This window comes from Jeotgalibacillus malaysiensis (genome assembly GCF_044789845.1).
In the GTDB taxonomy this organism is placed as follows: Bacteria; Bacillota; Bacilli; order Bacillales; family Jeotgalibacillaceae; genus Jeotgalibacillus; species Jeotgalibacillus malaysiensis_A.
This window is the reverse complement of sequence record NZ_CP085252.1, coordinates 2179073-2203001: the sequence shown is the minus strand read 5'-3', so window position 1 is coordinate 2203001 and position 23929 is coordinate 2179073. Positions and strand designations below refer to the sequence as shown.

General features: G+C 42.7%; 29 protein-coding genes and 1 other annotated feature. Of the genes, 26 read left to right on the top strand and 3 right to left on the bottom strand.

Annotated elements, in window-relative coordinates:
* The first annotated feature begins 11 nt into the window (after positions 1-11).
* The 12 genes from minC to pheA all read left to right on the top strand — a co-directional run bounded on the left by minC (position 12) and on the right by pheA (position 8784).
* Positions 12-665, top strand: coding sequence for a septum site-determining protein MinC (gene minC / locus LG330_RS11915; RefSeq protein ID WP_404409581.1), 654 nt, complete (start codon positions 12-14; stop codon positions 663-665).
* Positions 666-667: 2 nt separating this feature from the next.
* Positions 668-1468 carry a septum site-determining protein MinD gene (gene minD, locus LG330_RS11910; RefSeq protein ID WP_404404111.1) on the top strand — a complete coding sequence of 267 codons (801 nt, stop codon included), beginning with the start codon at positions 668-670 and terminating at the stop codon, positions 1466-1468.
* Between the two features lie 75 nt (positions 1469-1543).
* Positions 1544-2146: a peptidoglycan DD-metalloendopeptidase family protein gene (locus LG330_RS11905; protein WP_404404109.1), complete on the top strand. Its 603-nt coding sequence runs from the start codon at positions 1544-1546 to the stop codon at positions 2144-2146.
* The gene (locus LG330_RS11900) at positions 2124-2933 is read left to right on the top strand and encodes a site-2 protease family protein (protein ID WP_404404107.1); all 810 of its coding nucleotides are present in this window, start codon (positions 2124-2126) and stop codon (positions 2931-2933) included. Before LG330_RS11905 ends, LG330_RS11900 begins: the two co-directional genes overlap by 23 nt.
* 27 nt (positions 2934-2960) lie before the next feature.
* Positions 2961-4349: a ribonuclease E/G gene (locus tag LG330_RS11895; protein ID WP_404404105.1), complete on the top strand. Its 1389-nt coding sequence runs from the start codon at positions 2961-2963 to the stop codon at positions 4347-4349.
* A gap of 66 nt (positions 4350-4415) precedes the next feature.
* Positions 4416-4491 (top strand) — a sequence feature (ribosomal protein L21 leader region).
* 16 nt (positions 4492-4507) lie between these two features.
* Positions 4508-4816, top strand: coding sequence for a 50S ribosomal protein L21 (gene rplU / locus LG330_RS11890; protein ID WP_404404103.1), 309 nt, complete (start codon positions 4508-4510; stop codon positions 4814-4816).
* A gap of 11 nt (positions 4817-4827) precedes the next feature.
* Complete coding sequence (locus tag LG330_RS11885) at positions 4828-5151, top strand: ribosomal-processing cysteine protease Prp (RefSeq protein ID WP_039810089.1); 324 nt, start codon at positions 4828-4830, stop codon at positions 5149-5151.
* Between the two features lie 13 nt (positions 5152-5164).
* Positions 5165-5455 carry a 50S ribosomal protein L27 gene (gene rpmA, locus LG330_RS11880; protein ID WP_039810086.1) on the top strand — a complete coding sequence of 97 codons (291 nt, stop codon included), beginning with the start codon at positions 5165-5167 and terminating at the stop codon, positions 5453-5455.
* Between the two features lie 108 nt (positions 5456-5563).
* Entirely contained in the window at positions 5564-6091 is a 528-nt protein-coding gene (locus tag LG330_RS11875; protein WP_404404101.1) for a Spo0B domain-containing protein, read from the top strand.
* Between the two features lie 44 nt (positions 6092-6135).
* Complete coding sequence (gene obgE / locus LG330_RS11870; protein WP_404404099.1) at positions 6136-7425, top strand: GTPase ObgE; 1290 nt, start codon at positions 6136-6138, stop codon at positions 7423-7425.
* A gap of 21 nt (positions 7426-7446) precedes the next feature.
* Entirely contained in the window at positions 7447-7902 is a 456-nt protein-coding gene (locus LG330_RS11865; RefSeq protein WP_404404097.1) for an ACT domain-containing protein, read from the top strand.
* 21 nt (positions 7903-7923) lie between these two features.
* Positions 7924-8784 carry a prephenate dehydratase gene (gene pheA / locus LG330_RS11860; RefSeq protein WP_404404095.1) on the top strand — a complete coding sequence of 287 codons (861 nt, stop codon included), beginning with the start codon at positions 7924-7926 and terminating at the stop codon, positions 8782-8784.
* Positions 8785-8817: 33 nt separating this feature from the next.
* Here the strand turns inward: pheA and LG330_RS11855 are convergent, their stop codons facing one another.
* Positions 8818-9354 carry a transcription repressor NadR gene (locus LG330_RS11855; protein ID WP_404404093.1) on the bottom strand — a complete coding sequence of 179 codons (537 nt, stop codon included), beginning with the start codon at positions 9352-9354 and terminating at the stop codon, positions 8818-8820.
* Between the two features lie 94 nt (positions 9355-9448).
* Here LG330_RS11855 and safA point away from each other — a divergent pair, with 94 nt between their 5' ends.
* The 8 genes from safA to yajC all read left to right on the top strand — a co-directional run bounded on the left by safA (position 9449) and on the right by yajC (position 14980).
* Positions 9449-10114: a SafA/ExsA family spore coat assembly protein gene (safA, locus tag LG330_RS11850; RefSeq protein ID WP_404404091.1), complete on the top strand. Its 666-nt coding sequence runs from the start codon at positions 9449-9451 to the stop codon at positions 10112-10114.
* Positions 10115-10173: 59 nt separating this feature from the next.
* Positions 10174-10455, top strand: a complete 282-nt coding sequence (locus tag LG330_RS11845) for a BofC N-terminal domain-containing protein (protein WP_404404089.1) — start codon at positions 10174-10176, stop codon at positions 10453-10455.
* A gap of 201 nt (positions 10456-10656) precedes the next feature.
* A complete protein-coding gene (gene ruvA / locus LG330_RS11840; protein WP_404404087.1) occupies positions 10657-11268 on the top strand; it encodes a Holliday junction branch migration protein RuvA in 612 nt (203 codons plus the stop codon).
* Positions 11269-11281: 13 nt separating this feature from the next.
* Positions 11282-12280, top strand: a complete 999-nt coding sequence (gene ruvB / locus LG330_RS11835) for a Holliday junction branch migration DNA helicase RuvB (protein WP_404404085.1) — start codon at positions 11282-11284, stop codon at positions 12278-12280.
* Entirely contained in the window at positions 12277-12480 is a 204-nt protein-coding gene (locus tag LG330_RS11830) for a DUF2905 domain-containing protein (protein ID WP_322421304.1), read from the top strand. The genes ruvB and LG330_RS11830 overlap by 4 nt, the downstream gene beginning before the upstream one ends.
* Before the next feature lie 13 nt (positions 12481-12493).
* Positions 12494-13519: a tRNA preQ1(34) S-adenosylmethionine ribosyltransferase-isomerase QueA gene (queA, locus tag LG330_RS11825; protein WP_404404083.1), complete on the top strand. Its 1026-nt coding sequence runs from the start codon at positions 12494-12496 to the stop codon at positions 13517-13519.
* Between the two features lie 15 nt (positions 13520-13534).
* A complete protein-coding gene (gene tgt, locus LG330_RS11820) occupies positions 13535-14674 on the top strand; it encodes a tRNA guanosine(34) transglycosylase Tgt (RefSeq protein WP_404404081.1) in 1140 nt (379 codons plus the stop codon).
* 33 nt (positions 14675-14707) lie between these two features.
* A complete protein-coding gene (gene yajC, locus LG330_RS11815; RefSeq protein WP_039810055.1) occupies positions 14708-14980 on the top strand; it encodes a preprotein translocase subunit YajC in 273 nt (90 codons plus the stop codon).
* A gap of 33 nt (positions 14981-15013) precedes the next feature.
* Here yajC and LG330_RS11810 read toward each other — a convergent pair whose 3' ends face one another.
* Positions 15014-15391 (bottom strand): TIGR04086 family membrane protein, encoded by a 378-nt coding sequence (locus LG330_RS11810; RefSeq protein WP_404404079.1) that lies wholly within the window; start codon positions 15389-15391, stop codon positions 15014-15016.
* A 77-nt stretch (positions 15392-15468) separates the two neighbouring features.
* On the opposite strand from LG330_RS11810, the gene LG330_RS11805 reads away from it, so the two are divergent.
* Complete coding sequence (locus LG330_RS11805; RefSeq protein WP_407936089.1) at positions 15469-16104, top strand: DUF421 domain-containing protein; 636 nt, start codon at positions 15469-15471, stop codon at positions 16102-16104.
* Here the strand turns inward: LG330_RS11805 and spoVB are convergent.
* Positions 16091-17590, bottom strand: a complete 1500-nt coding sequence (gene spoVB / locus LG330_RS11800) for a stage V sporulation protein B (RefSeq protein WP_404404075.1) — start codon at positions 17588-17590, stop codon at positions 16091-16093. The genes LG330_RS11805 and spoVB overlap by 14 nt on opposite strands.
* Before the next feature lie 99 nt (positions 17591-17689).
* Here spoVB and LG330_RS11795 point away from each other — a divergent pair, with 99 nt between their 5' ends.
* The 5 genes from LG330_RS11795 to LG330_RS11775 all read left to right on the top strand — a co-directional run bounded on the left by LG330_RS11795 (position 17690) and on the right by LG330_RS11775 (position 23913).
* Positions 17690-18004: a post-transcriptional regulator gene (locus tag LG330_RS11795; RefSeq protein ID WP_404404073.1), complete on the top strand. Its 315-nt coding sequence runs from the start codon at positions 17690-17692 to the stop codon at positions 18002-18004.
* Positions 18005-18158: 154 nt separating this feature from the next.
* Positions 18159-20429 carry a protein translocase subunit SecDF gene (gene secDF, locus LG330_RS11790; RefSeq protein ID WP_404404071.1) on the top strand — a complete coding sequence of 757 codons (2271 nt, stop codon included), beginning with the start codon at positions 18159-18161 and terminating at the stop codon, positions 20427-20429.
* Positions 20430-20621: 192 nt separating this feature from the next.
* Positions 20622-20972, top strand: a complete 351-nt coding sequence (locus tag LG330_RS11785) for a lipopolysaccharide assembly LapA domain-containing protein (RefSeq protein WP_404404069.1) — start codon at positions 20622-20624, stop codon at positions 20970-20972.
* An 86-nt stretch (positions 20973-21058) separates the two neighbouring features.
* A complete protein-coding gene (recJ, locus tag LG330_RS11780; protein WP_404404067.1) occupies positions 21059-23410 on the top strand; it encodes a single-stranded-DNA-specific exonuclease RecJ in 2352 nt (783 codons plus the stop codon).
* The gene (locus LG330_RS11775) at positions 23401-23913 is read left to right on the top strand and encodes an adenine phosphoribosyltransferase (protein WP_322421295.1); all 513 of its coding nucleotides are present in this window, start codon (positions 23401-23403) and stop codon (positions 23911-23913) included. The genes recJ and LG330_RS11775 overlap by 10 nt, the downstream gene beginning before the upstream one ends.
* Positions 23914-23929 lie beyond the last annotated feature (16 nt).

The window sequence follows — 23929 nt, the reverse complement described above, 5'->3', positions numbered from 1 at the left end:
CACAAAATGTAATGATTAAAGGCACGAAGGACGGTTTTATTTTGAAGCTGAATGACCAGTGCGGTTACGACGTTTTAAAAGAAGAACTGATCGAAAAGCTTTCTGTTCAGTATAAAGCGCCTGCTGATGGTCAGGCGGTTAAAGCCAGGATTGAAGTGGGACACCGCTATTTAACAGAAATCCAGCAGGAAGAAATCAGACAGATTGTACATCAGCAGAAAAGCCTGCTTGTAGAAGAAATTCACAGTGATGTGATGACGAAAACTGAATCAGAGCAGCGGGTCAGAGAAAAAGAGATGTCTTCTATGACCGGTATTGTCAGATCCGGTCAGGTGATAGAAGTTGAAGGTGATTTTCTGCTTGTGGGTGATGTGAATCCCGGCGGTATGATTATGGCCGGAGGAAACATCTATATATTAGGTACACTGAGAGGGATCGCGCATGCAGGCTGTTACGGAAAAGAGGAAGCGGTCATTGTGGCTTCCCAGATGATTCCCGCACAGCTCCGGATCGCGTCAAAATTAAACCGTGCACCCGATCATGATGATGATTCACATGAAATGGAATGTGCATATATAGATGACAGCAATCAGATCGTTGTTGACCGTTTGCAGATTTTGAGAAGGATCCGTCCCAGTATTACGAAGTTCGAAGGAGGAAGATAGCAGTGGGCGAAGCAATCGTCATTACATCAGGTAAAGGCGGCGTCGGTAAAACGACTACGACTGCCAATCTGGGTACAGCAATCGCAATGCAGGGGAAAAAAGTATGCTTAATTGATACTGATATCGGTCTGCGTAACCTGGATGTGATTCTTGGTTTGGATAACAGAATTATTTATGATCTTGTAGATGTAGTAGAAGGACGTTGTAAACCGAATCAGGCGCTCGTTAAAGATAAGCGTTTTGATGGATTACTATACCTCCTGCCGGCAGCACAGACGAGTGACAAATCAGCAGTAAATCCTGAACAGATGAAGGAGCTTGTTGATCAGCTGAAGCAGGATTATGACTACATATTAATTGACTGCCCGGCCGGAATTGAGCAGGGATATAAAAATGCGGTCGCAGGTGCTGATCGTGCAATTGTCGTTACTACGCCCGAGAGATCTGCTGTCCGTGATGCAGACAGAATTGTCGGGCTCCTCGAACAGGAAACAAAAGAAGCGCCTGTACTAATCATTAACAGAATTAGAAATCATTTAATGGAATCAGGGGACATGCTGGACATTGACGAAGTGACAACTCACCTTTCAATTGATCTGCTTGGGATCGTTTTAGATGACGATCAGGTGATAACAGCATCAAACAAGGGGGAACCGATTACGATGAATCCTGACAGTAAAGCATCCATTGCATACCGTAATATTGCAAAAAGAATTCTCGGAGAATCAATTCCACTTATGTCCCTGACTGATGAGAAGCCTTCTTTTTTTCAGAAAGTTTTTAAGTTACTCGGCAAAAAGTAAAACAGCCGGCAGCGAATGTGCTGCCGGTTTTTTTCATACAATGGATCACAAGACTCGTTAAGGGAGAGTGTATCCATGTCCCCTGAAAAAAAGTACGCTGATCCATTGCGTAAAAAAGGTCAGGTCAATAGCAGGTTTCCTGAAAAATTTCTGATTAAAACGATACTTGCCGGATTGATTGCAGTCGTATTTACAGCAAGTGAAGATGATCTCTGGTCAATTGAACAACTGATAGAAGCACAGGATGTACTCTATTCATCATTTGAATTTGCAGCTCACTATGATACATGGGGCAGACACCTGGGATTTATCAGTGAGGTTGACACAGATGATCACACAGTGATGCCGGTATCAGCCTCTTTTTATCAGGAAGCGCTGAGCGGGGAAAGTTCAGTGATCAAATCTGCTGCAGGTGAACCGATTTTTGCACCAAGAAGCGGGCTGATCTTATTTGCAGGTGAAGCTGAAGGGGAAAACGTTGTAGTCATGCAGCACACTGACAGGAAAAAAACAGTGTACCTTTCTGTCGTACCAAAGGGCATAAAAACATTCGATTTGGTAAATGCGGGTTCACAGATCGGCTATACTGATGGTCATACCTATCAGTTCATGCTTAAACCGTCAGAAACGCCATTTAATCTGCAGCATTTTATAAATGAGATTAATGAAAAAGAGTAATTTCTCCATTTCATTCCACCCTGTACTTTGGGTGATGGCACTGGCTTCTTTTTTATCAGGACAGTTTTTATCTTTTTTTATGCTGTTTATCCTCGTTTTGTTTCATGAAGCGGCCCACGCAATGACAGCTGCATGCTTTAAATGGAAGGTGGCTAAGCTGACGTTATTGCCGTTTGGCGGTCAGCTTGAAGTAAAGAAAATATTAAATAAGCCGGTTTCTGAAGAGCTGGCAGTTGCATGCAGTGGACCATTATTTCATATCCTCGTCCATTTGCTCATGATTTGCTTTCAGCCCCCATTTCCATTGGCTGATGAGCTTTATCACCTGAACCTTCAGCTTCTCTTTTTTAATCTTCTTCCGGTATGGCCGCTTGACGGGGGGAGGGTGGTCTATTCAGTCGCCAATCTCTTATTTCCTTTTAAAAAGAGTGTTCATATTACATTAATCGTTAGTTCAATCAGCCTTTTTGCTCTACTTCTTATCCTGTTAAATGGAATTCAATTCCAGTGGATGCTTTTATATATCTATTCAGCGGTCTGTACCTGGCAGCTTTATCTGAACAGGCACCTTTTACATAAACAATTTTTGCTTGAAAAATGGGGAGACCATGCTCCTGATCATAAAGTAAAGGTTAAAGTGATTGAAGATAAACTGAACATACACAGCTTAGTGAATAAATTATATAAAGGAAGGAAGCAGTATTTTATTCTTATGAGAAACGGGAAGATGATTGGTAATCTAAGTGATGATATGATAATAAAACGATACTTTTCCGCAGAAAAATGATCGCGGTAAGAATAGAAGGTGCATTCAATGAAGCAAATCATCATCAGCAGCAGGACGAGAGAAAAGAAATGGGCAGTGATAGAACACGGAAAACCTGCAAGAATTGAACTGTATCCGCCATTTTCAGAAACGAAGGTTGGCAACATTTACAGTGGAACGATTGCAAGTATTAAGCCGTCACTTCAGGCAGCTTTTGTGATGTTTGATCACGGTCCTAAAGGCTATCTGCCATTAAAAACCATTCCTGATCTATATGGACCGGTGCATCAGGGAATGAGACTGCTCGTGCAGGTGATAAAAGATGAGGAAGCAGCGAAAGGCCCGGTACTGACCGGTGACATTGAATTGTCCGGACAATATATGGTTTATTTCCCATTTACTAAAATGGTCAGATTATCCAAAAAGATTATGACTAATCAGCATAAGCGTTTAAAAAATTGGGCTGAAAATTCCCTGCAGCATGGCAGTGGCATACTGATCAGAACAGAAGCAGGAGCAGCAGATGAATCTGAATTAACGTCAGAGCTTACAGCATTACAGCAGCAGTATGAAAAGATAGCCAGCTTGTTTAAGCAGAAAAAAGGCTTCTTTCTGGCAGACAAGCCTGAAAACTTTGATGAAGATGTCAAAGCTGCTTTGATAAAAATAAAACCTGATGAAATCATTACGGATTCATCATCGCTTTCAAAACAGCTGAAATCATTTATTGCAGACGCACAGCTTGAAGCAGATCTGACACTCTATTTGGAAGATGAAGATTTCTTCCGCAGCTTCCTGAAAGAAGATCTGAACCACATACTCACGCGTAATACAGTCTGGCTTGATGGCGGCAGCTCTATTGTCATTGATTCTCTGGAAGCCCTCACAGTCATTGACGTGAACTCCTCACATCAGACAGGTGCAAAGCAGAAGAGGGCAGCTGTAAAAGAGATCAATCAAAAAGCTGCACTTGAATCGCTCAGGCAAATGAAGCTGAGGGATCTCCATGGTATTGTGCTGATTGACTTTATCAATATGGATTCAAAAAAAGATCAGGATGAGGTTGATCAGCTAATCAGAGACACAGCAAAATATGATCATAAGCACATCCATTCGGCAGGCTTTACTGAGCTTGGGCTTTATCAGCTCACGAGGAAAAAAACGAAAGGTTCCTATCAGTCTCTATATACAATTCCGTGTCCTGTGTGTGCAGGTAAAGGGCATGTGCTTTCCCCGGAAAGCTGCCTGCTTGAACTTGAAAAAGATCTTCTATCAAAAAGAAGAAAGATCGACAAGGCGGACATTCAACTGACCAGGGATATTCATCAGCTGATCAAAACTGACCCGGCATTTATCAAATGGATTGAAGAAGATCTGAACATTCCGGTCAACATAACAGAGATCGATCATATTCATCCTTACTACAAAATTCTATAAATCTAATATTGTCATTGACACCACGATTCTGATTGTGATAACATTCATATGTTACTGTTTGTAGCACCCGTGCTACAACCGCTCATAACAGGTTATTAAGCACTGAGAAGTCACCTGGTATATGGCGAGTCTGAGTGAAATTGAGGAGGTGCATTGGAATGTACGCAATTATTGAAACAGGCGGAAAGCAGATTAAAGTAGTTGAAGGCCAGGAGGTCTACATCGAAAAGCTTAACGTTGAAGCAGGCGAAGAAATTACGTTTGACAAAGTTCTTTTCGTAGGCGGAGATAATGTAAAGGTAGGCAGCCCGCTAGTTGATGGCGCTACAGTTACAGGTAAAGTTGAAAAACAGGGTCGCGCTAAAAAGATCACTGTATTCAAATACAAGCCGAAGAAGAATCAACACCGTAAGCTTGGTCACCGTCAGCCTTACACTAAAGTTGTAATCGGCAAGATCAACGCTTAATAGGATTATTCATGATACAGGTGATCATCGAAAAAGATCCGAACGGTCTGATAAGAGCTTTTCAAATGGAAGGGCATGCTGATTATGCGGAACACGGTAAAGACTTAGTCTGTGCAGGTGCATCTGCAGTTTCCTTTGGCGCAGTAAACGCCGTTCTTTCTCTGACAGAGACTGAACCGCTGATACACCAGGGAGACGATGGAGGCTATCTCAGAGTTGAGTTTCCGGATGAAGCAAACAGCAGTACCCAGCTGATTATGGAAAGTATGATTGTCTCCTTGCAGACAATTGAACAGGAATACGGGCAATACATTAAAATAACCTTCAAACAGTAGGAGGTGGAAAACCATGCTAAGATTAGATCTTCAATTTTTCGCTTCGAAAAAGGGAGTAGGTTCAACTAAGAACGGTCGTGATTCAATCTCTAAGCGCCTAGGCGCTAAGCGTGCGGATGGCCAGTTCGTTACAGGCGGATCAATCCTTTACCGTCAGCGTGGAACTAAGATTTATCCTGGAGAAAACGTAGGCCGCGGAGGAGATGACACTCTATTCGCAAAAGCTGACGGCGTTGTACGCTTTGAGCGTATGGGCCGTGACAAGAAAAAGGTCAGCGTATATCCAGCTGCACAAGAAGCTTAATTTCTTAAGAAACTCTGGTTATAAACAGCCAGAGTTTCTTTTTATGTTCAGCATCAGCGCTCTCTTTGCTATACTAGAGTGTAAGTAACACTAGGTAGGAGGGGGCCAATGATAGAATCAAAGCTAAAGCTCGAGCTGCTGCAGCACTGCCGGCATGACTGGATGAATAAACTGCAGATGATCAAAGGGAATCTCGAGTTATCAAATATAGAACGGGCCACACAAATCATAGATGAAATGGTCATTGAATCCAGACAGGAAGCTTTACTGACCGGTCTTGGCACACCCCGCTTTTCAGAATGGCTGTTGACATACAACTGGTATCGTCCAGGTCCGCTCAAGCTTGGGTATGAATTTACAGAACGGATGAAGATTCCGGAATCATATGACAGTTTACTCCTTCAATGGGCTAAGAAAACTGCAGCAGCGGTGGATAAAGCTTTAAATACACCATCAGATCAGGAGCTTTACTTTTTATTTGAACAGCAGGAAGAAAGCTTTTCTATTGTTGTGGAATACGAAGGGGAGCCTCTTCAATCTACTCCGGAAGATATTATACAGGAACCAGTAGAAGCGAAGCTGGAATGGATTCAGGATACAAGCGCATCCTTTTCAATAAAGCTGACATTTGATTAACCTGTGCCAAGAGTGAAAGTTTAACAATAGGAGGATCCACAATTATGTTTGTCGATCAGGTAAAGATATATGTAAAAGGCGGAGACGGCGGAGATGGAATGGTCGCTTTCCGAAGAGAAAAATATGTACCAAAAGGCGGACCTGCCGGCGGAGACGGCGGTCAGGGAGCCAATGTCATCTTTTTAGTCGAAGAGGGCTTAAGAACACTGATGGATTTTCGTTATCAGCGTCATTTTAAAGCACCTAAAGGCGAAAATGGTATGTCTAAAAACCAGCACGGCCGAGGCGCATCAGATATGATCGTAAAAGTGCCACCTGGTACAGTAGTAAAAGATGAGGCAACGGGTGAAGTCATTGCTGACTTAACTGAGCACGGTCAGCAGGCAGTGATTGCCAAAGGCGGACGCGGAGGAAGAGGAAACTCACGCTTTGCTACACCGTCAAATCCTGCACCTGAACTGTCTGAAAAAGGCGAACCGGGTCAGGAAAAGAATATTATTATGGAATTAAAGCTGCTTGCAGATGTTGGACTCGTTGGATTCCCGAGTGTTGGGAAGTCGACATTGTTATCTGTCGTATCAGCTGCAAAGCCGAAAATTGCTGAATATCACTTCACGACCATTGCGCCGAATCTTGGGATGGTGGAGACGGAAGATAACAGAACGTTTGTTATGGCAGATCTGCCCGGTCTGATTGAAGGTGCGCATGAAGGTGTGGGTCTTGGTCATCAGTTCCTGCGTCATATCGAGAGAACGCGTGTCATCGTGCACGTCGTTGATATGTCTGCTCTTGAAGGACGCGATCCTTATGAGGACTACCTGACAATTAATAACGAACTGAAGGAATATAACCTGCGTTTGACAGAACGTCCACAGGTTGTTGTGGCTAACAAAATGGATATGCCTGATTCTGAGGAAAACCTGAAGAAATTCATGGAACAGGTTGGAGACGATGTGAAAGTGTTCCCTGCATCTGCCATTTCAAGACAGGGTCTGAAAGAATTGCTTTACACAGTAGCTGATCTCGTTGAATCAACGCCTGAATTCCCATTACAGGAAGCTGAGAAAGATGAAACAATCAACCGCGTCCTTTACAAACACGAAGATGCAGGGTCTAAGTTTGAGATCACACGTGAATCAGACGGAAGCTTTGTGATCTCAGGAGATTCTCTTGAGAGACTGTTCAAGATGACAGATTTCAGCCGTGAAGAATCAATCAGGCGATTCGCAAGACAGATGCGTGCAATGGGCATTGACGATGCACTGCGTGAAAAAGGTGCGAAGAATGGCGACACTGTTAAAATCATTGAATTTGAATTTGATTTCGTTGAGTAGATAGAAGCAGGGGGTTATAAGGTGCCAAAAAAGGAACTGAATGAAAAATTTTATCTTGTCAGAGAAGATGTGCTTCCGGAAGCGATGCAAAAAACGCTTGAAGCAAAGCAGCTGCTTGAAAGAGGGCATGCAGGATCTGTATGGGAAGCAGTGCGCTCAGTTGATTTAAGCCGAAGTGCATTTTATAAATACAGAGATACTGTTTTCCCTTTTCACACAGTTGTGAAAGAAAAAATCATCACGCTCTTTTTTCATCTTGAAGACCGCTCAGGCACCTTATCTCAGCTGCTTGGGCTGGTCGCATCCTGCGGTGGAAATATCCTGACGATACACCAGACCATCCCGCTACAGGGAAGAGCAAACGTCACACTGTCATTAAATGTAACTGATATGAACGTTTCGCTAGATGAGATGCTGAACAGACTTAAAAAGCTTGAATTTGTTGAAAAAGTGGAAGTACTGGGCTCTGGGGCCTGATTTTATAAAGAAGGTGAGTATATGAAAATTGGTTACTTAGGACCTGAAGCTTCTTTTACCCATCATGCGGTAAAAAGTGTATTTACGAATGGAGAATATATTGCCTTTCCTACCATTCCCGACTGTCTTGAGGCACTTGCTGAGGAAAAAGTGGATCGTGCAGTGGTGCCGCTTGAAAATGCACTGGAAGGCTCTGTGCCCATTACAATTGATTATCTGTTCCATGATGTTGATCTACATATAACGGCTGAATTAATTTCACCAATTGAACAGCACTTAATGGTACATCCGGACAACGAGAACAAATGGCAGGATGTAACGAAGATTATGTCTCATTCCCATGCACTTGCGCAATGCCACAAGTATCTTTACTACCGCTTCAGGGGGATTGAGCTTGAGCCATCAACCTCTACGTCAGCGGCTGCGAAATATGTAAGTGAACATCAAGAGGAAAATGTAGCTGCAATCGGTAATTCGCTGGCTGCTGATACATATGGTCTGGAGATTGTAGAAGAAAATATTCATGATTTTCATTTCAACCACACACGTTTTGTTGTGCTGACAAGTGAAAAAGAAACGGAACTTCTTCCGTTTGAACAGGATGCTGAAAAGTCCACACTTATGGTCACGCTACCATCTGATGACAGACCGGGTGCGCTCCACCAGGTGCTATCTGCTTTTTCATGGCGCCAGCTTTCCTTGAGTAAAATTGAATCAAGACCGCTTAAAACCGGGCTTGGCAATTACTTCTTTATCATTGATGTTGAAAAACCTGTGGATGGTGTACTGATGCAGGGGGCAATTGAAGAGCTTGAAGCGCTCGGCTGTACAGTGAAGATCCTCGGGAGTTATAAAAAACATCTGCTCGAGCCTCAAAAATAAAAAAGTTCTCTCATCAAATTGAGAGAACTTTTTTTATTCCTTATATAAAATACCTGCCTGATCAAGCTCATACTCAATCCGGTCAAGAATAGCCGTATGCTCTGCTTCTATTTCATGCATATGTATACCGTTTGTTAGTACTGATAACAGTACTGACTCAGAAGATGCAAGCTGATCAGTGAATCGCTTTACCTCAGTCTGATTATGAAGCATCAGTGAAGCAGTCATTTCCCCGTAGACAGGATGCTCAATCACGACATTTTTAACAATACCCCTATTACGTACAATCAGCATTAATTCCTCTTCAGTCTGTGCAGGCGTATGTTTGCATACAATGAGTCTGGATACCCGACTGGTCGGATGCGCAGGCATGTATAAATAACCCTGGCTTGTCGCAAGGATTGGCTCGTTTTTTGCCTTTAATAAGTTAATATCACTGACAATGACCTGTCTGCTCACATTCATCTCGCTTGCGAGAGAGCGGCCGGTAATAGGTCCGACGGATTGGCTGAGCGTCTGTAATATTTTTTCCCGTCTCGCTTCTCCTGATTTCTGGCGATCGCTTGGCATTTGTGACCCTTCTTTCTTTGAACGTTCTGAAAGTATTGTATCATAAATCTATTTCATTCATAGGATATATGGAATGAATGATGGAGGTGGCAAGATGAAAATTCATGTTGTTCAAAAAGGGGATACACTCTGGACAATTGCAAAGAATTATCAGGTGTCTTTTGAAGAATTAAAAGCAGCAAACGCCTACTTAGCAGACCCGGATATGATCATGCCGGGAATGAAAATCAAAATACCTGCCGCAAAAGCAGCAGGAAAAAAAGCTGAATATATGCACCCCTATGCAAATGACAAACCTGTCTACCAGAACTTTCCTGAAGAAATGCCTGAAATGCCCGTCATGCCTTATGCCGGGTTTATAATGCCGGCAGTACCAAAAATGCAGGAAATGCCGAAGATGAAAGAGATGCCGAAGATGCCGAAAATGGAGCAAATGCCCAAAGCCGAAGAAATAAAAGAATGGACCAAAATGCCTGAAAAGCCACCATGTACATGTAAAGAAAAACCCGCAGCTAAGCCCATACAAACGATGCCCCATCATATGCCGCATGTCATGCCACAGCAAATGTCGCATATGATGCCACAGCAAAAGCCGCATATGATGCCACAGCAAATGCCACATATGATACCACAACAAATGCCACACATGATGCCGCCATGCAGCATGCCTGAGCATCATATGATGATGGAACCAGGGTGTCATCCGATGCCATATCATTGCTGTTGTCCATGTCACCATCCATACAGAGGACCTTTTTAATGAATAAAATGTGATCATCTACAAATCCTAACCTAACTAGCTTTTTAGGAGAGGATTCTATGAGAACATTATTTACATTATTGATCTGTATTACAGCCTCTGTATTGATAGACCATCCAATGCATGCTGCTACGCTGAACTTATCAATTGAAACAATTTATCAAGATGGGGAAAAAAGCATTGAACAAAGAACTGAGACTTATGAGGCAATGGAGGATTTTTTTGCAGACTACAAAGACTGGCAGATTATTGATATGAATCAGGAAATGATCACCCTTAGAACAACAGAAGATACAGTATCTCCGCTTGTGAAGTGGAGCGGGTATTTTAATAACAATTAGGTAGTTAGAAACGATAAAGGTTTGAGACAGATTTGTCTCAGCCTTTTTCTTTTGCTGTAATAAAGGACTGAACGTGATAAAATAGAACAGATGTTTCGTTTTGATATTAAGAACCACAGTTCAGCAAACTTAAAAAGTCTGACACATTGAAAAGGCTGAGTTGTGTTACAATGAAGTTTGCATTGAAAGGAAGAGTCTATTATGTATGAATATATAAAAGGTGAAATTACATATATCTCAACAGAGTATATTGTTTCTGATCATCACGGATTAGGCTACAAAATCTATATGCCTAATCCTTTTGTGATGTCTTCTAAGCAAGGAGAAACCGTGCAGGTATTTACTTACCAGCACGTCAGAGAAGATCAGCTGACACTGTTCGGATTCCCGACGATGGAAGAGAAGCTGTTATTTACAAAGCTCTTAAATGTCTCAGGTATCGGACCTAAAGGGGCGCTTGCCATTCTTGCTTCTGGAGCACCGGAACAGGTAATTCAGGCAATCGAAGAAGAAAATGAGACACTGCTCGTTAAATTTCCGGGAGTCGGTAAGAAGACTGCCAGACAGATCATTCTCGACCTGAAAGGGAAACTTCAGGACGTCGTACCGGATTACTTCCCTAACCTGTTTAATGACGCAGCAGAAGAAAAAGGTCAGGATGATTCAGCACTAGATGAAGCAGTGCTGGCGCTTCAGGCACTTGGATACTCAGAGCGTGAAGTGAAAAAAATCAAACCTGCGCTGCAAAAGGAATCACTGACGACCGACCAGTATATTAAAAAAGGTCTTCAGCTCATGCTGAAGCTTAAATAAAGGAGGGGATTAGATGGAAGAGCGGATTGTTTCAGGGGAAGCAAATGTTGAAGAAGAAACGATTGAACAATCAATCAGACCGCAGCTGCTTGAGACATATATCGGTCAGGATCAGGTAAAAAAGAACCTGGCGATTTATATTGAAGCAGCGAAAAATAGGCAGGAAACCCTTGACCATGTTCTTCTGTATGGTCCCCCGGGGTTAGGTAAAACAACACTTGCTGCTGTCATTGCAAATGAGATGGGGGTAAATCTTCGCACGACTGCAGGACCGGCAGTAGAAAGAGCAGGAGATCTTGCCGCCATATTGACAGCACTTGAGCCCGGTGATGTATTATTTATTGATGAAATTCACAGGCTGCCAAGAGCGATAGAGGAAGTACTGTACCCGGCGATGGAGGATTTTTGTCTGGATATCGTAATCGGGACCGGTCCAAGCGCAAGATCGGTCAGACTGGACCTTCCACCATTTACATTAGTCGGTGCTACAACACGTGCAGGTGCAATCTCAGCACCCTTGCGTGACAGATTCGGCGTACTGAGCAGACTTGAGTATTATAACGTTGACCAGTTAAAAGAGATTGTAAACCGTTCTGCTGATATTTTTAATACTGAAATTGATGATTCCGGAGCGGATGAAATTGCCAGACGTTCAAGAGGGACACCGCGTATTGCCAATCGGCTGCTGAGAAGAGTCAGGGATTACGCGCAGGTAAAAGGTGAAGGGGATATCACACTTCCGATTGCAAAAGCTTCCCTTGAATTACTGCAGGTTGACCAGCTGGGTCTTGATCATATCGATCATAAATTATTAAGAGGCATTATTGAACGCTTCAGAGGTGGTCCTGTTGGTCTGGATACGATTGCAGCGAGTATTGGGGAAGAGTCTTCAACGATTGAAGATGTCTACGAACCTTACCTCCTGCAGATCGGTTTTCTCCAGCGCACACCTAGGGGACGTATCGCAACACCACTTGTATACGAACATTTTAATCTGGAGGTGCCTGAATGACACTGCCTAAAATGCTGATGATTGCAGGTGCTGCACTTTTAGTAGCAGGATTTTTACTGCAATTTATAAAGGCTGGCAGACTGCCGGGTGATATTGTGATTAGAAAAGAAAATATGACATTTTATTTTCCGATTGTCACTTCAATTTTAATCAGTTTAATTTTGACAGGAATCTTCTTTTTAATTGGAAGGTTCAGGTAAGGAGCTGCGAAAGATGAATATCAATGATTTTGATTTTGAACTTCCTGAAGAATTAATCGCACAGGTCCCGCTTGAAGACCGCACATCAAGCAGACTGATGGTGCTGGATAAAAAAACAGGAAAAGTTGAACACCAATCATTTAAACAAATACTGGATTATTTACACGCGGGCGACTGCCTTGTGTTAAATGATACAAAAGTGCTGCCGGCCAGGCTGATTGGTGAGAAAAAAGAGACCGGTGCTGCGATTGAAGTACTGCTCCTGAAACAACTTGAAGGTGACACGTGGGAAACACTTGTGAAGCCTGCTAAAAGAATTAAGCCCGGGACTGTGATTACATTTGGTGATGGACTTTTGACAGCTGAATGTATTGAAACAGGTGACCAGGGAGCGAGGACACTTGAATTCAGCTACGACGGTATTTTTTATGAACTGCTGGATCAGTTGGGAGATATGCCGCTTCCGCCTTATATCAAGGAAAAGCTGGATGACAAAGACCGCTATCAGACAGTTTTTGCCAAAGAGCGGGGTTCAGCTGCTGCGCCGACTGCAGGTTTGCATTTTACAGAAGAAATTCTTGAAGAGATCAAATCAAAGGGTGTCAATGTTGCTTTTATAACGCTTCATGTGGGCTTAGGCACTTTCAGACCTGTGTCAGTTGATTCAATTGAAGAACACGACATGCACAGTGAGTATTATCAGCTGTCAGAAGAAAATGCCCGTGTATTAAATGAAACGCGTGCAGACGGCGGCCGGATTATTACAGTGGGGACTACTTCTACCCGCACGTTAGAAACCATTGCAGATGGTAACGGACATTTTAAAGCTCAATCAGGCTGGACGGATATTTTCATTTATCCTGGCTACGAGTTCAAAGCATCAGATGTGCTTCTGACAAATTTTCATCTGCCAAAGTCCACGTTGATCATGCTTGTAAGTGCAATGGCTGGAAGAGAGCATACACTCGCTGCGTATGAAGCAGCGGTAAAGGAAAGGTACAGATTTTTCAGTTTTGGCGACGCCATGCTGATTAAATAGAGAGGGGATTGTCTTTTGAGTGCAATCAGATATGAACATATAAAAACATGTAAGCAGACAGGCGCACGGCTTGGTATTGTTCACACGCCACACGGCTCTTTTGAAACGCCGACATTTATGCCGGTAGGAACAATGGCTACGGTTAAAACAATGTCGCCTGAAGATCTGAAGGAATTAAATGCAGGTATTATTCTGAGTAATACGTATCACCTTTGGCTTCGTCCCGGGCACGATATTATTAAAGAAGCAGGTGGCCTTCATAAATTTATGAACTGGGATCGTCCGATTTTAACTGATTCAGGCGGTTTTCAGGTTTTTTCACTGAGTAAATTCCGTAATATTCAGGAAGAAGGCGTTCATTTTAGAAACCATATTAATGGAGACAAGCTTTTCCTCAGCCCTGAAAAAGCGATGGAAATCCAGAACGCACTTGGATCTGATATTATGATGGCGTTTGATGAATGTCCGCCATATCCTGCAGAAGAGAAGTATATGAAGGATTCTGTAGAGCGTACAACAAGATGGGCAGAGCGCTGCCTTGAAGCTCATGCACGCCCTCAAGATCAGGGGCTGTTTGGGATCATTCAGGGTGGAGAATATGAGCATCTGCGCCGTCAAAGTGCACGTGACCTTGTGTCTATGGACTTCCCGGGTTACGCAGTAGGCGGTCTTTCTGTAGGAGAACCTAAAGATGTTATGAATCGCGTACTTGAATTTACAACGCCGTGGATGCCTGAAGATAAGCCGAGATACCTGATGGGTGTCGGTTCACCCGACTCTCTGATCGATGGCGCAATCAGAGGGATCGATATGTTTGACTGCGTACTGCCAACCCGTATAGCAAGAAACGGAACACTGATGACAAGTGAAGGCAGACTCGTTGTTAAAAATGCAAAATATGCACGTGATTTCTCACCGATTGATCCTAACTGTGATTGCCATGTTTGTAAGAATTATTCAAGAGCGTATATCAGACACTTAATAAAATGTGAAGAAACGTTCGGAATTAGACTTACGACTTATCATAACCTTCATTTTCTGATAAACTTAATGGGGAATGTCCGCCAGGCGATTAAAGAAGACAGACTGGGAGACTTTCGTGAGGAGTTTTTTGAACAATACGGTTTTAATCAGCCGAATGCAAAAAACTTTTAATAGATATATGAAAGAAAGGGGGAGTTTAGCGTAATGGATATGATCGTAACTTTACTTCCGCTTATTCTGATGTTCGGTTTAATGTACCTTTTCTTAATCCGTCCTCAGCAGAAGCGTCAGAAAAAAGTAATGGAAATGCAAAACAGCTTAAGTAAGGGTGATAAAATCGTCACGATTGGCGGTTTGCACGGTATCATCGATGCACTTGATGAAGGTCAGGTAGTGATCAAATGTGGAGATGGAAGCCGCTTAACATACGACCGCAATGCGGTTCGTGAAGTGGTGGAAAAAGATTCAGCAATGTAAGACAAGATAAAAAAAGCTGCAGCCGCAGCTTTTTTATTTTGTCTCAGATCGTCCGAATAAGTTAACCCCGGCAATTCCTCCCGCCATTCCAGAAGCCAGCAGCAGACCGTAGTGGATGAAATGAGACCATTCAAATAGCGTTTCTTTGAAAAACAACCCTGTTCCAATGACTGAAAGAGCAGTTAAAATGCCGATATAAATTCCTTTCTGCCCGGCAGAGGCACTTCCAACCAGGCTGCCGATTAACACAGCAGCTGCTGCTGCAATTCCATGCCATTTTTCCATAGAAAGCTCAGTGATCGAAGTAAAGTGCAATAATCCGGATACGATCGCAGCATATAAGGTGATGATGACCAGTACAAAACCGATCGCAATCCCCAGACCTCCCGCAGTTTTCTTCCATACAATCATGTCTTCACGCTCCTCCTTTATGAAATAAATATCCGCTTTTCGCACACACTACATGAGTAAAGGTGGTGCGGACGATGATTGAGATGTATACATTAATGGGCATAAAAGCTGTTACACTTTATTTATTGATCTTACTGATTTTCAGGCTGATGGGAAAACGTGAAATCGGTGAATTGAGTCTTTTGGATCTCATTGTGTTTATGATGATTGCTGAGATGGCAGCATTTGCAATCGAAGATCCGTATATGAGTTTGTTGCAGGCTGCATTTCCAATGATTTTGTTAATGCTGCTGCAAATTCTCTTGTCATGGTTTTCGTTAAAATCTAAGAAGTTCCGGGATCTGATGGATGGCAGACCATCTATATTAATTCATAACGGTGAGCTTGTAGAAAATGAGATGAGAAAGAACCGTTATAATATAGATGATCTTATGCAGCAGCTTAGAGAAAAAGAAGTGTTTGACCTGCAGGAAGTATCTTTTGCCATTTTAGAACCGTCAGGCACACTTTCTGTACTGAGGAAAGAGCGAAGTGCCGGGCAATTGTCCCTGCCGCTTGTAATGGACGGCAGGATTCAAAGCAGGCACCTGGACCTGATCGGTAAAAATGAGAGCTGGCTGAGAAATGAATTAAAAGTCCAGGGTCATGACAATGTGAAGGAGATATTCTTTTGCACCTATGAAGATGGGCAGTGGTTTATCAGTTCTTCTTAAAGCCTTTGAGGAAAGCCCAGTCATCGCGCTGAATCAACTGTACCCGTGAAGCTAAAAAGCAGAAAATAATGATCATCGAAAGGATTCTGAATGGTGCATTCATTGACAAAATGCCCGTATGTATAAGCCAGCAGCAGGCAGAGACGAGTAGGATCGCAGCATATTGGCCGATTGGTATCGCAAATCCGCTCATTTTTCTGACAGTATGAAAGTGTAAAAACGTCACTGTCGCAGTACCGATTGCGAGTCCAATAGCTGCCCCGGTAATATCCTCAAAATAAATCAACAGCCCGGCCATGGATACAAGCTTAATAACAGATCCTATAATACTGTTAATCATTGCTTTCCCTGCAGCTTCAAATGCCTGCAAAACAGCATGTAAAGGCCCCTGATAATAATAAAAGATGAAAAACAGAGCCATCACTTTTAATAAATTGAGCCCTTCTGCCGATCCGTATAAAAGTGTTAAGATGAGTTCTCCCTCAAGAAAAAGAAGGAGACAGCAAAGTGTTCCGGTAACCGCTGAGAGCCTTAATGCCTGAGTGATTCTATACATCACGACACTGTCCTGTGATAGTGCTCTCGCTTCACTGATGGAAGGAACCAATGCCATGCTGAGTGAAACCGTGATAAAAGATGGGAGCAGTAAAACCGGCAGGACAAAACCGGTTAATAATCCATATTCTGCTGTTACGGCAGTGGCAGCCATACCAGTAAACACAAGACACTTCATGACAATAATCGGTTCGAGAAACCATGCGGCAGAGCCGACAAATCTGCTTCCGGCACTTGGCAGGGCGATTTTTAGCAATTGGTTAGCGGTTTCACTGAAGGATTTCACCGAGCGGCCGGTTAATTTCTTTTTCTTCAGCTTAAACATGATGAGTAAGAACAGGAGCGAACATAATTCGCCGATCACAGCTGCGAGCATTGCACCACCGGCAGCATATGCAGCACCTTTTGAACTCAAAAGTCCGACTGCTGCCACTAACAATAAAATGCGTATTGATTGTTCAATTACTGAACCGACAGCCGTTACACCCATCTGCTGTCTGCCCATAAAATAACCGCGGACAACAGCTGAAAATGCAGCGATCGGAATAATGGGTAATACAGCGATAAAAGGTATCAGCGTTCTGTCATCATTTAAAAGAGTAGTTGAAATAAAAGGTGCTGCAAAAAATAAACAGGGTGTTAACAAAATGGCAAGTGTTCCTGTAATCCAGAGAGATACAGATAAAATTTTCCTGATTTCCTGCTCATTTCTATTTGCAGCTGCTTCAGATACATATTTTGAGATGGCTACCGGAAGTCCCAATTGCGTAACCGTAATGGCAAGCATGAGCGCAGGGAATGTCATCATATACAGGCCTACACCTTCAGCGCCAGCCATATCTGCAAGTACGATCCTATGTACAAAACCCAGTACTTTTGTTACTAATGCGCCAGCCATCAGTAAAAGTGTTCCTTTAATCAGTTTAGACACTTTATCCTCCATCTTCTCAAAAGCATATATTTTAGATACAATAAATCATATGCCGTACAGAATCGGGGCTATGCATTAAATATAGAAAGGAGAAAAAAAGTGAATCAACATACCAGCTATGAAGATGCGTTTCCTGTAATCGGTCCTGCATTGATCAGTAAAGCTCAGGAGTTTAGAATATATGGGTATGATACGGCCACACCTGAAAGAATCTGGCAGTACCTGACGCAAAAGAAATGGAAGCGTGAAACTGAAAGCTTCAGACTTCACAAAATTGTACAGGAAATTCTGCAGGTAAAGGCAGGGGACTTTATGAACTTTATGACAAATGAAGAATATAAACAGACTGCAGGCAGAAGTGGTTTAGAAGATGAAGAGCTGCAGTTGCTTCTTCACGGTCAGCATAAAGAATGAACATTGACTGACAATCTCGCCTGTTGCGTTGACACCTTCAGGGAAGTAATACATAATAAGTCTGTTGCTGAAATTTCAGACACATTACAGACTTGTTACAAACGGGCAGTTTTCATATAGTTTCGGCTATATATACAGGGAGGATTTTTACATAATGATTAAGCGCAGCAGAATTGTCGCCTTCTTTTTATTAGTCATCTTAATTGGTGGCACAATTGGACTTACCTCCAATACAATTTTAAATAACATAAAACTTGGCCTGGACCTTCAGGGTGGATTTGAAGTGCTTTATGAAGTGAACCCTGCACAGGAAGGACAGGAAATTACGCCGGATGTTGTGTCAGACACCGCAGAAGCATTGGACCGCAGGGTGAATGTACTGGGTGTAAATGAACCTGTTATTCAGGTTGAAGACGGCAACAGAATCCGTGTTCAGCTTGCAGGTGTTGAAGATCAGGATCAGGCAAGAGAAATTCTCTCAACTGAAGCAAACCTGACATTCCGTGATGTAAATGATGAAGTCAAAATGACAGGAGCTGACCTTGTTGAAGGTGGAGCGTCTCAGACATTTGATCCGGATACAAATCAGCCGATTGTTCAGGTTGAATTAAAAGATGCGAATCAGTTCGGTCAGATTACGCAGGAAATACTTGCAATGGCTCCCCAGAATCAGCTGGTCATCTGGCTTGATTATGAAGAGGGAGACTCATATGAAGAAGAAAGAACGAAAGAAGATCCTAAATTTATCTCAGCACCAAATGTCAGCCAGGTTCTGAATACTGATACAGTAACGATCACAGGAAACTTTACACTTGAAGAAGCCAATAACCTGGCAGATCTGCTAAGTGCAGGTTCACTCCCTGTTGAACTTGAAGAAGTATATTCAACTTCAGTGGGTGCATCATTCGGACTAATGGCCATGGAGCAGACAATTCTTGCAGGTATTATTGGCGTTGCGCTGATCTTCCTGTTTATGATTGCTTTCTACCGTTTCCCTGGCTTTATCGGTATTGTGACTTTATCTGTCTATATCTATTTAATCCTGTTGATCTTTGACTGGGTAAATGGCGTATTAACTTTACCAGGTATTGCAGCATTAATTCTCGGGGTTGGTATGGCGATTGACGCCAACATTATTACTTATGAGCGGATGAAAGAAGAGCTTCGTATTGGAAGATCTGTCCGTGATGCATGGAAAAAAGGCAGCAGTTCCTCGCTGCTGACAATTGTCGATGCAAACGTAACGACAATGCTGGCGGGTATTGTACTTTTCACATTTGGTACAAGTTCTGTTAAAGGCTTTGCGACAATGCTATTGATCAGTATTGTAACAAGCTTTATCACGGCAGTATTTGGTACACGCTTATTTATGAGTCTGTGGGTCCGAAGTAAGTTCCTTGATCAGCGGAAAGGCTGGTTTGGTGTTAAGCAATCAGAAATCCTTGAATATAATGAAGAGGAAGAACCGGATTCACTCGATCTGCCGACGAAATTTGACCGTTTTGATTTCGTGAAAATCAGAAAGAAATTCTTTATCCTTTCTGCGGTTCTTCTTGTAGCAGGTCTGTCAGTTCTATTGGCATTCAGGTTAAATCTCGGCATTGAATTCACAGAAGGATCACGTATGGAAGTACTATCTGAGACACCGCTCACGAACGAATCTTTTGCTGAAGCGATTGAAGAAGCTGGCTATGAGGCTTCTAATGTCGTTATATCCGGCAATAATCAGGAGATTGGTGTTGCCAGATTTTCAGAAGAGCTAAATCAAAATGAAATCTCAGAATTAAGATCTTATTTCACAGAGGAATACGGATCAGATCCGAATATTTCTACGGTTAATCCTGTTATTGGTGAAGAGTTAGCAAGAAATGCACTTCTGGCTGTTGCAATTGCATCACTGGGGATTATTCTGTATGTAACAGTCAGATTTGAATGGCAGATGGCTACTGCATCTATCGTAGCACTGGTTCATGATGCATTCTTTATCATTGCAATTTTCAGCTTAACAAGGCTCGAAGTTGATATCACCTTTATCGCAGCGGTTCTGACCGTTATCGGTTACTCAATAAACGATACAATCGTTACGTTTGACCGGATCAGAGAGAACATGCGTAAGATGAAGCGCATTGAGAAGAAAGAAGAGCTTGCACTGATCGTCAACAAATCGCTCAGACAAACACTTGGACGCTCAGTAAACACTGTACTGACTGTCGTATTTGTAGTCGTAGCGCTGATTATCTTCGGTGCAACATCAATCCTGAATTTCTCAATCGCACTATTAATCGGTCTGATTGCCGGTACGTATTCTTCAGTATTTATCGCAGCACAGCTATGGTATGTACTGAAAAAACGCCAGCTTAAAAAGAAAGGCGTTCTCATCACTTATAAAGAAAAGAAAGAATGGACTGACGAACCAGTCGTATAATCAGGAGCTGAGACAAATTGTCTCAGCTTTTTTATGTGCAAGCCGGGGACGGAGGTGAGAGGGTTATGAAAAGATCCTCTCACCTCCGTCCCCAAAGAGTTTTAAGTGCACACAAGGAGTAAAATCTGAATAAAAAGGGTAAATACAAATAGCGTCTAAAAATGACGATGATCATCAAAAGGAGGGGATTTTATGAAATTTCAATGGACACTGATATTGGGAATCGTTTTTGCACTTATCGTTGCTATTTTTGCTGTTATTAATGTCGATCCCGTAACAGTAAATTTCGGGTTTTCTGAAACTGAACTACCGCTGATTCTCGTTATTTTAGGCTCAGTTTTGATGGGCGGTATCATTATGGGCTCAGTTGGACTGTTTAGGCTGTTTATTGCTCAGCGTAAGGTCAGGCACCTTGAAGCAGAAAATAAACAACTGAATGAAAAGCTGGTGGAAGCAGAGAAGTCGCAGTCGGGAGAATTACCAAGCCGTCAGGAATATCGTAAAACCGCACCGGATTCAGCAGGGGATTCAGCTGCTGAATGATATTTTCTGACACAACATCACCTCTTCAGTTCATTGAATCATGAGGGTCCCTCATGTATAATGGAATCATCTGAAGAGGTGAAATGATGCTAACATCTAAAACTAGATGGAATGTTAGAGAAAGCAGCACAGCTGAGACTGAAAAGCTTGCAGCCGCTCTTGACATTCCGCTTTTTATTGCAAAATTACTGGTACAAAGAGGGATGACCACCCCTGAAGCAGCCGCTGAATTTTTACATATTGATAAAAAAGAATTTCATGATCCATTCCTTTTTGATGATATGAAAAAAGCAGTAGAACGCATTGAGCAGGCTGTTAACGAGGGAGAGTCCATTTTAATTTATGGCGACTACGATGCTGATGGTGTGACGAGTACTTCTGTTATGCTGAGTGCATTAAAGCGTCTTGGCGCTACGCCTGATTTTTATATTCCTAATCGCTTTACAGAGGGCTATGGTCCGAACGAAGGCGCTTTTCGCTATGCAGCAGAACAGGGTTATACTTTAGTCATTACAGTTGACAATGGGATCTCAGGCGTTCATGAAGCGAAGGTGTTAAAAGAATTGGGTGTTGATCTGATTATCACAGACCACCATGAAGCAGGTCCCGAACTGCCTGAAGCATTTGCGATTATCCATCCAAACATTGAAGGCGGATCGTATCCTTTCAGAGAGCTTGCCGGGGTCGGTGTTGCTTTTAAGCTTGCCCATGCGCTCCTTAAAGAACCCCCGACAGAACTGCTGGATCTTGCAGCGATCGGCACTATCGCCGACCTTGTGCCGCTAACTGGTGAAAACCGTCTGCTCGTAAAAAAGGGTTTAAAACAATTACGTGCTTCTGAACGGAAAGGTCTCCATGCACTTTTAAATAAGTCCAGTGCGAAAATCCATGAAGCAAATGAAGAGACAGTCGGCTTTGCGATTGGACCGCGTCTGAATGCAGTAGGCAGATTATCTGATGCAGATCCCGCAGTTGAGCTCCTCATGACTGAAGATGCAGCAACAGCTGAAGCACTCGCAAGTGAAATTGATGCCATGAATAAAGAGCGCCAGTCAATCGTAGCTGAGATCGCTAAAGAAGCGATGGAAATTGCTGAAGCACACTATAAGGATGATCGGGTACTGGTTATCTCTAAAGAAGGGTGGAACCCGGGTGTTGTCGGCATCGTTGCTTCTAAGCTCGTGGAGAAATTCTATCGTCCTGTCATTATTCTTTGTGAGGATGCAGAAAAGGGAACGGCGAAAGGATCAGCAAGAAGTATTGAAGGTTTTAACATGTTCCGTGAGCTGTCACAAAACCGGTCCATACTTCCTCACTTTGGCGGACACCCAATGGCAGCAGGTATGACGTTAGAGATACAGCATATTGACGAATTACGTACAAACCTTAATCGTCAGGCTGAAAAGATGAGTGATGAAGACTTCATACCCGTTTCAAACATTGATGTTAAAGCTTCAATCTCTGAGATTGACCTTGAATCAATCAGCCAGCTTCAAATGCTGTCTCCGTTCGGCATGAAAAATCCGAAGCCGAAAGTATTGATCGAGCTGACAGAGATTGCTTCAATCAGAAAAATCGGTGCAGGTCAGAATCATTTAAAACTGTCAGTAAAGCATGATGATCAGTCTCTTGACGCCATTGCATTCGGCATGGGTGAAATTGCAGATCAGATCTCTCCGATTGCAAAGCTTGATCTGATCGGGGAACTTTCAATCAATGAATGGAATAACATTAAAAAGCCTCAGCTGTTTGTCAGTGACATGAGAGTGAGGGAGTGGCAGCTGTTTGATATACGCGGAATTGCCCAGGCTGCACGGTGGGCACCGACGATTCCTGAGGATTCAGTTGTGGTCGCTTATAAACAGCATACTTATGACCGGTTCAACCCGATTCTTCCTCAGAATGTGAGGCTAATTGATTCACTTGAACATGCCGGTGATTTAAATGCAGACCATCAGACGATTGTGTTTCTTGATCTCCCTGATGATGCGAAGCTGCTTGAAGCAGTGCTTCATGAGAATAAACCTGCGAGAATTTACGCGCATTTTTATCTTGAAGATCCACAGTTCTTCAGCTCGATTCCCAAGCGTGAAGACTTTGCGTGGTTCTTTGCATTCCTGAAAAAACGAAAAACCTTCCATCTGCATCAGCATGGAAAGGCGCTTGCCTCCCACAAAAATTGGTCAATAGACACAATTAATTTTATGACGAAGGTGTTTTTTGAACTGGATTTTGTTACAATAAACGATGGATTCATTTCGCTTAATGAAGAAATCAGTAAACGTGATTTGTCAGAATCCCCTGCTTATCAGGCAAAAACAAGGCTTGCAAAGTTAGAGCAGGATTTATTATATTCATCATTTCATGATTTGAAAAAATGGTTTGAAGAGCGCTGCGGATGGTCGCGGCAACCTGAGGAGGAAAAGGTATGGATTTAAAGCAATTCGTGACAATAGTAGAAGACTGGCCGAAAGAAGGCGTGCGTTTTAAGGATATTACAACGCTAATGGACAATGGAGAAGCATACAGTTATGCAACTGATCAAATTGTTGAGTATGCAAAAGAAAAACAGATTGACCTTGTAGTTGGTCCTGAAGCACGTGGATTCATCATCGGTTGTCCGGTTGCTTATGCACTGAAGGTAGGCTTTGCTCCCGTAAGAAAAGAAGGAAAGCTGCCAAGAGAAACAGTTAAAGTAGACTATGGTTTAGAATATGGTAAAGATGTACTGACAATTCACAAAGATGCGATTAAGCCTGGCCAGCGCGTACTGATCACAGACGACCTATTAGCAACAGGCGGCACAATCGAAGCAACAATTAAACTTGTTGAAGAATTAGGCGGTATTGTAGCAGGATGTGCATTCCTGATTGAACTGTCGTACCTTGATGGCCGTGAAAAGCTGAATGGTTATGACATGCTCCGTCTAATGGAATATTAATGAACTAATGTTAAAA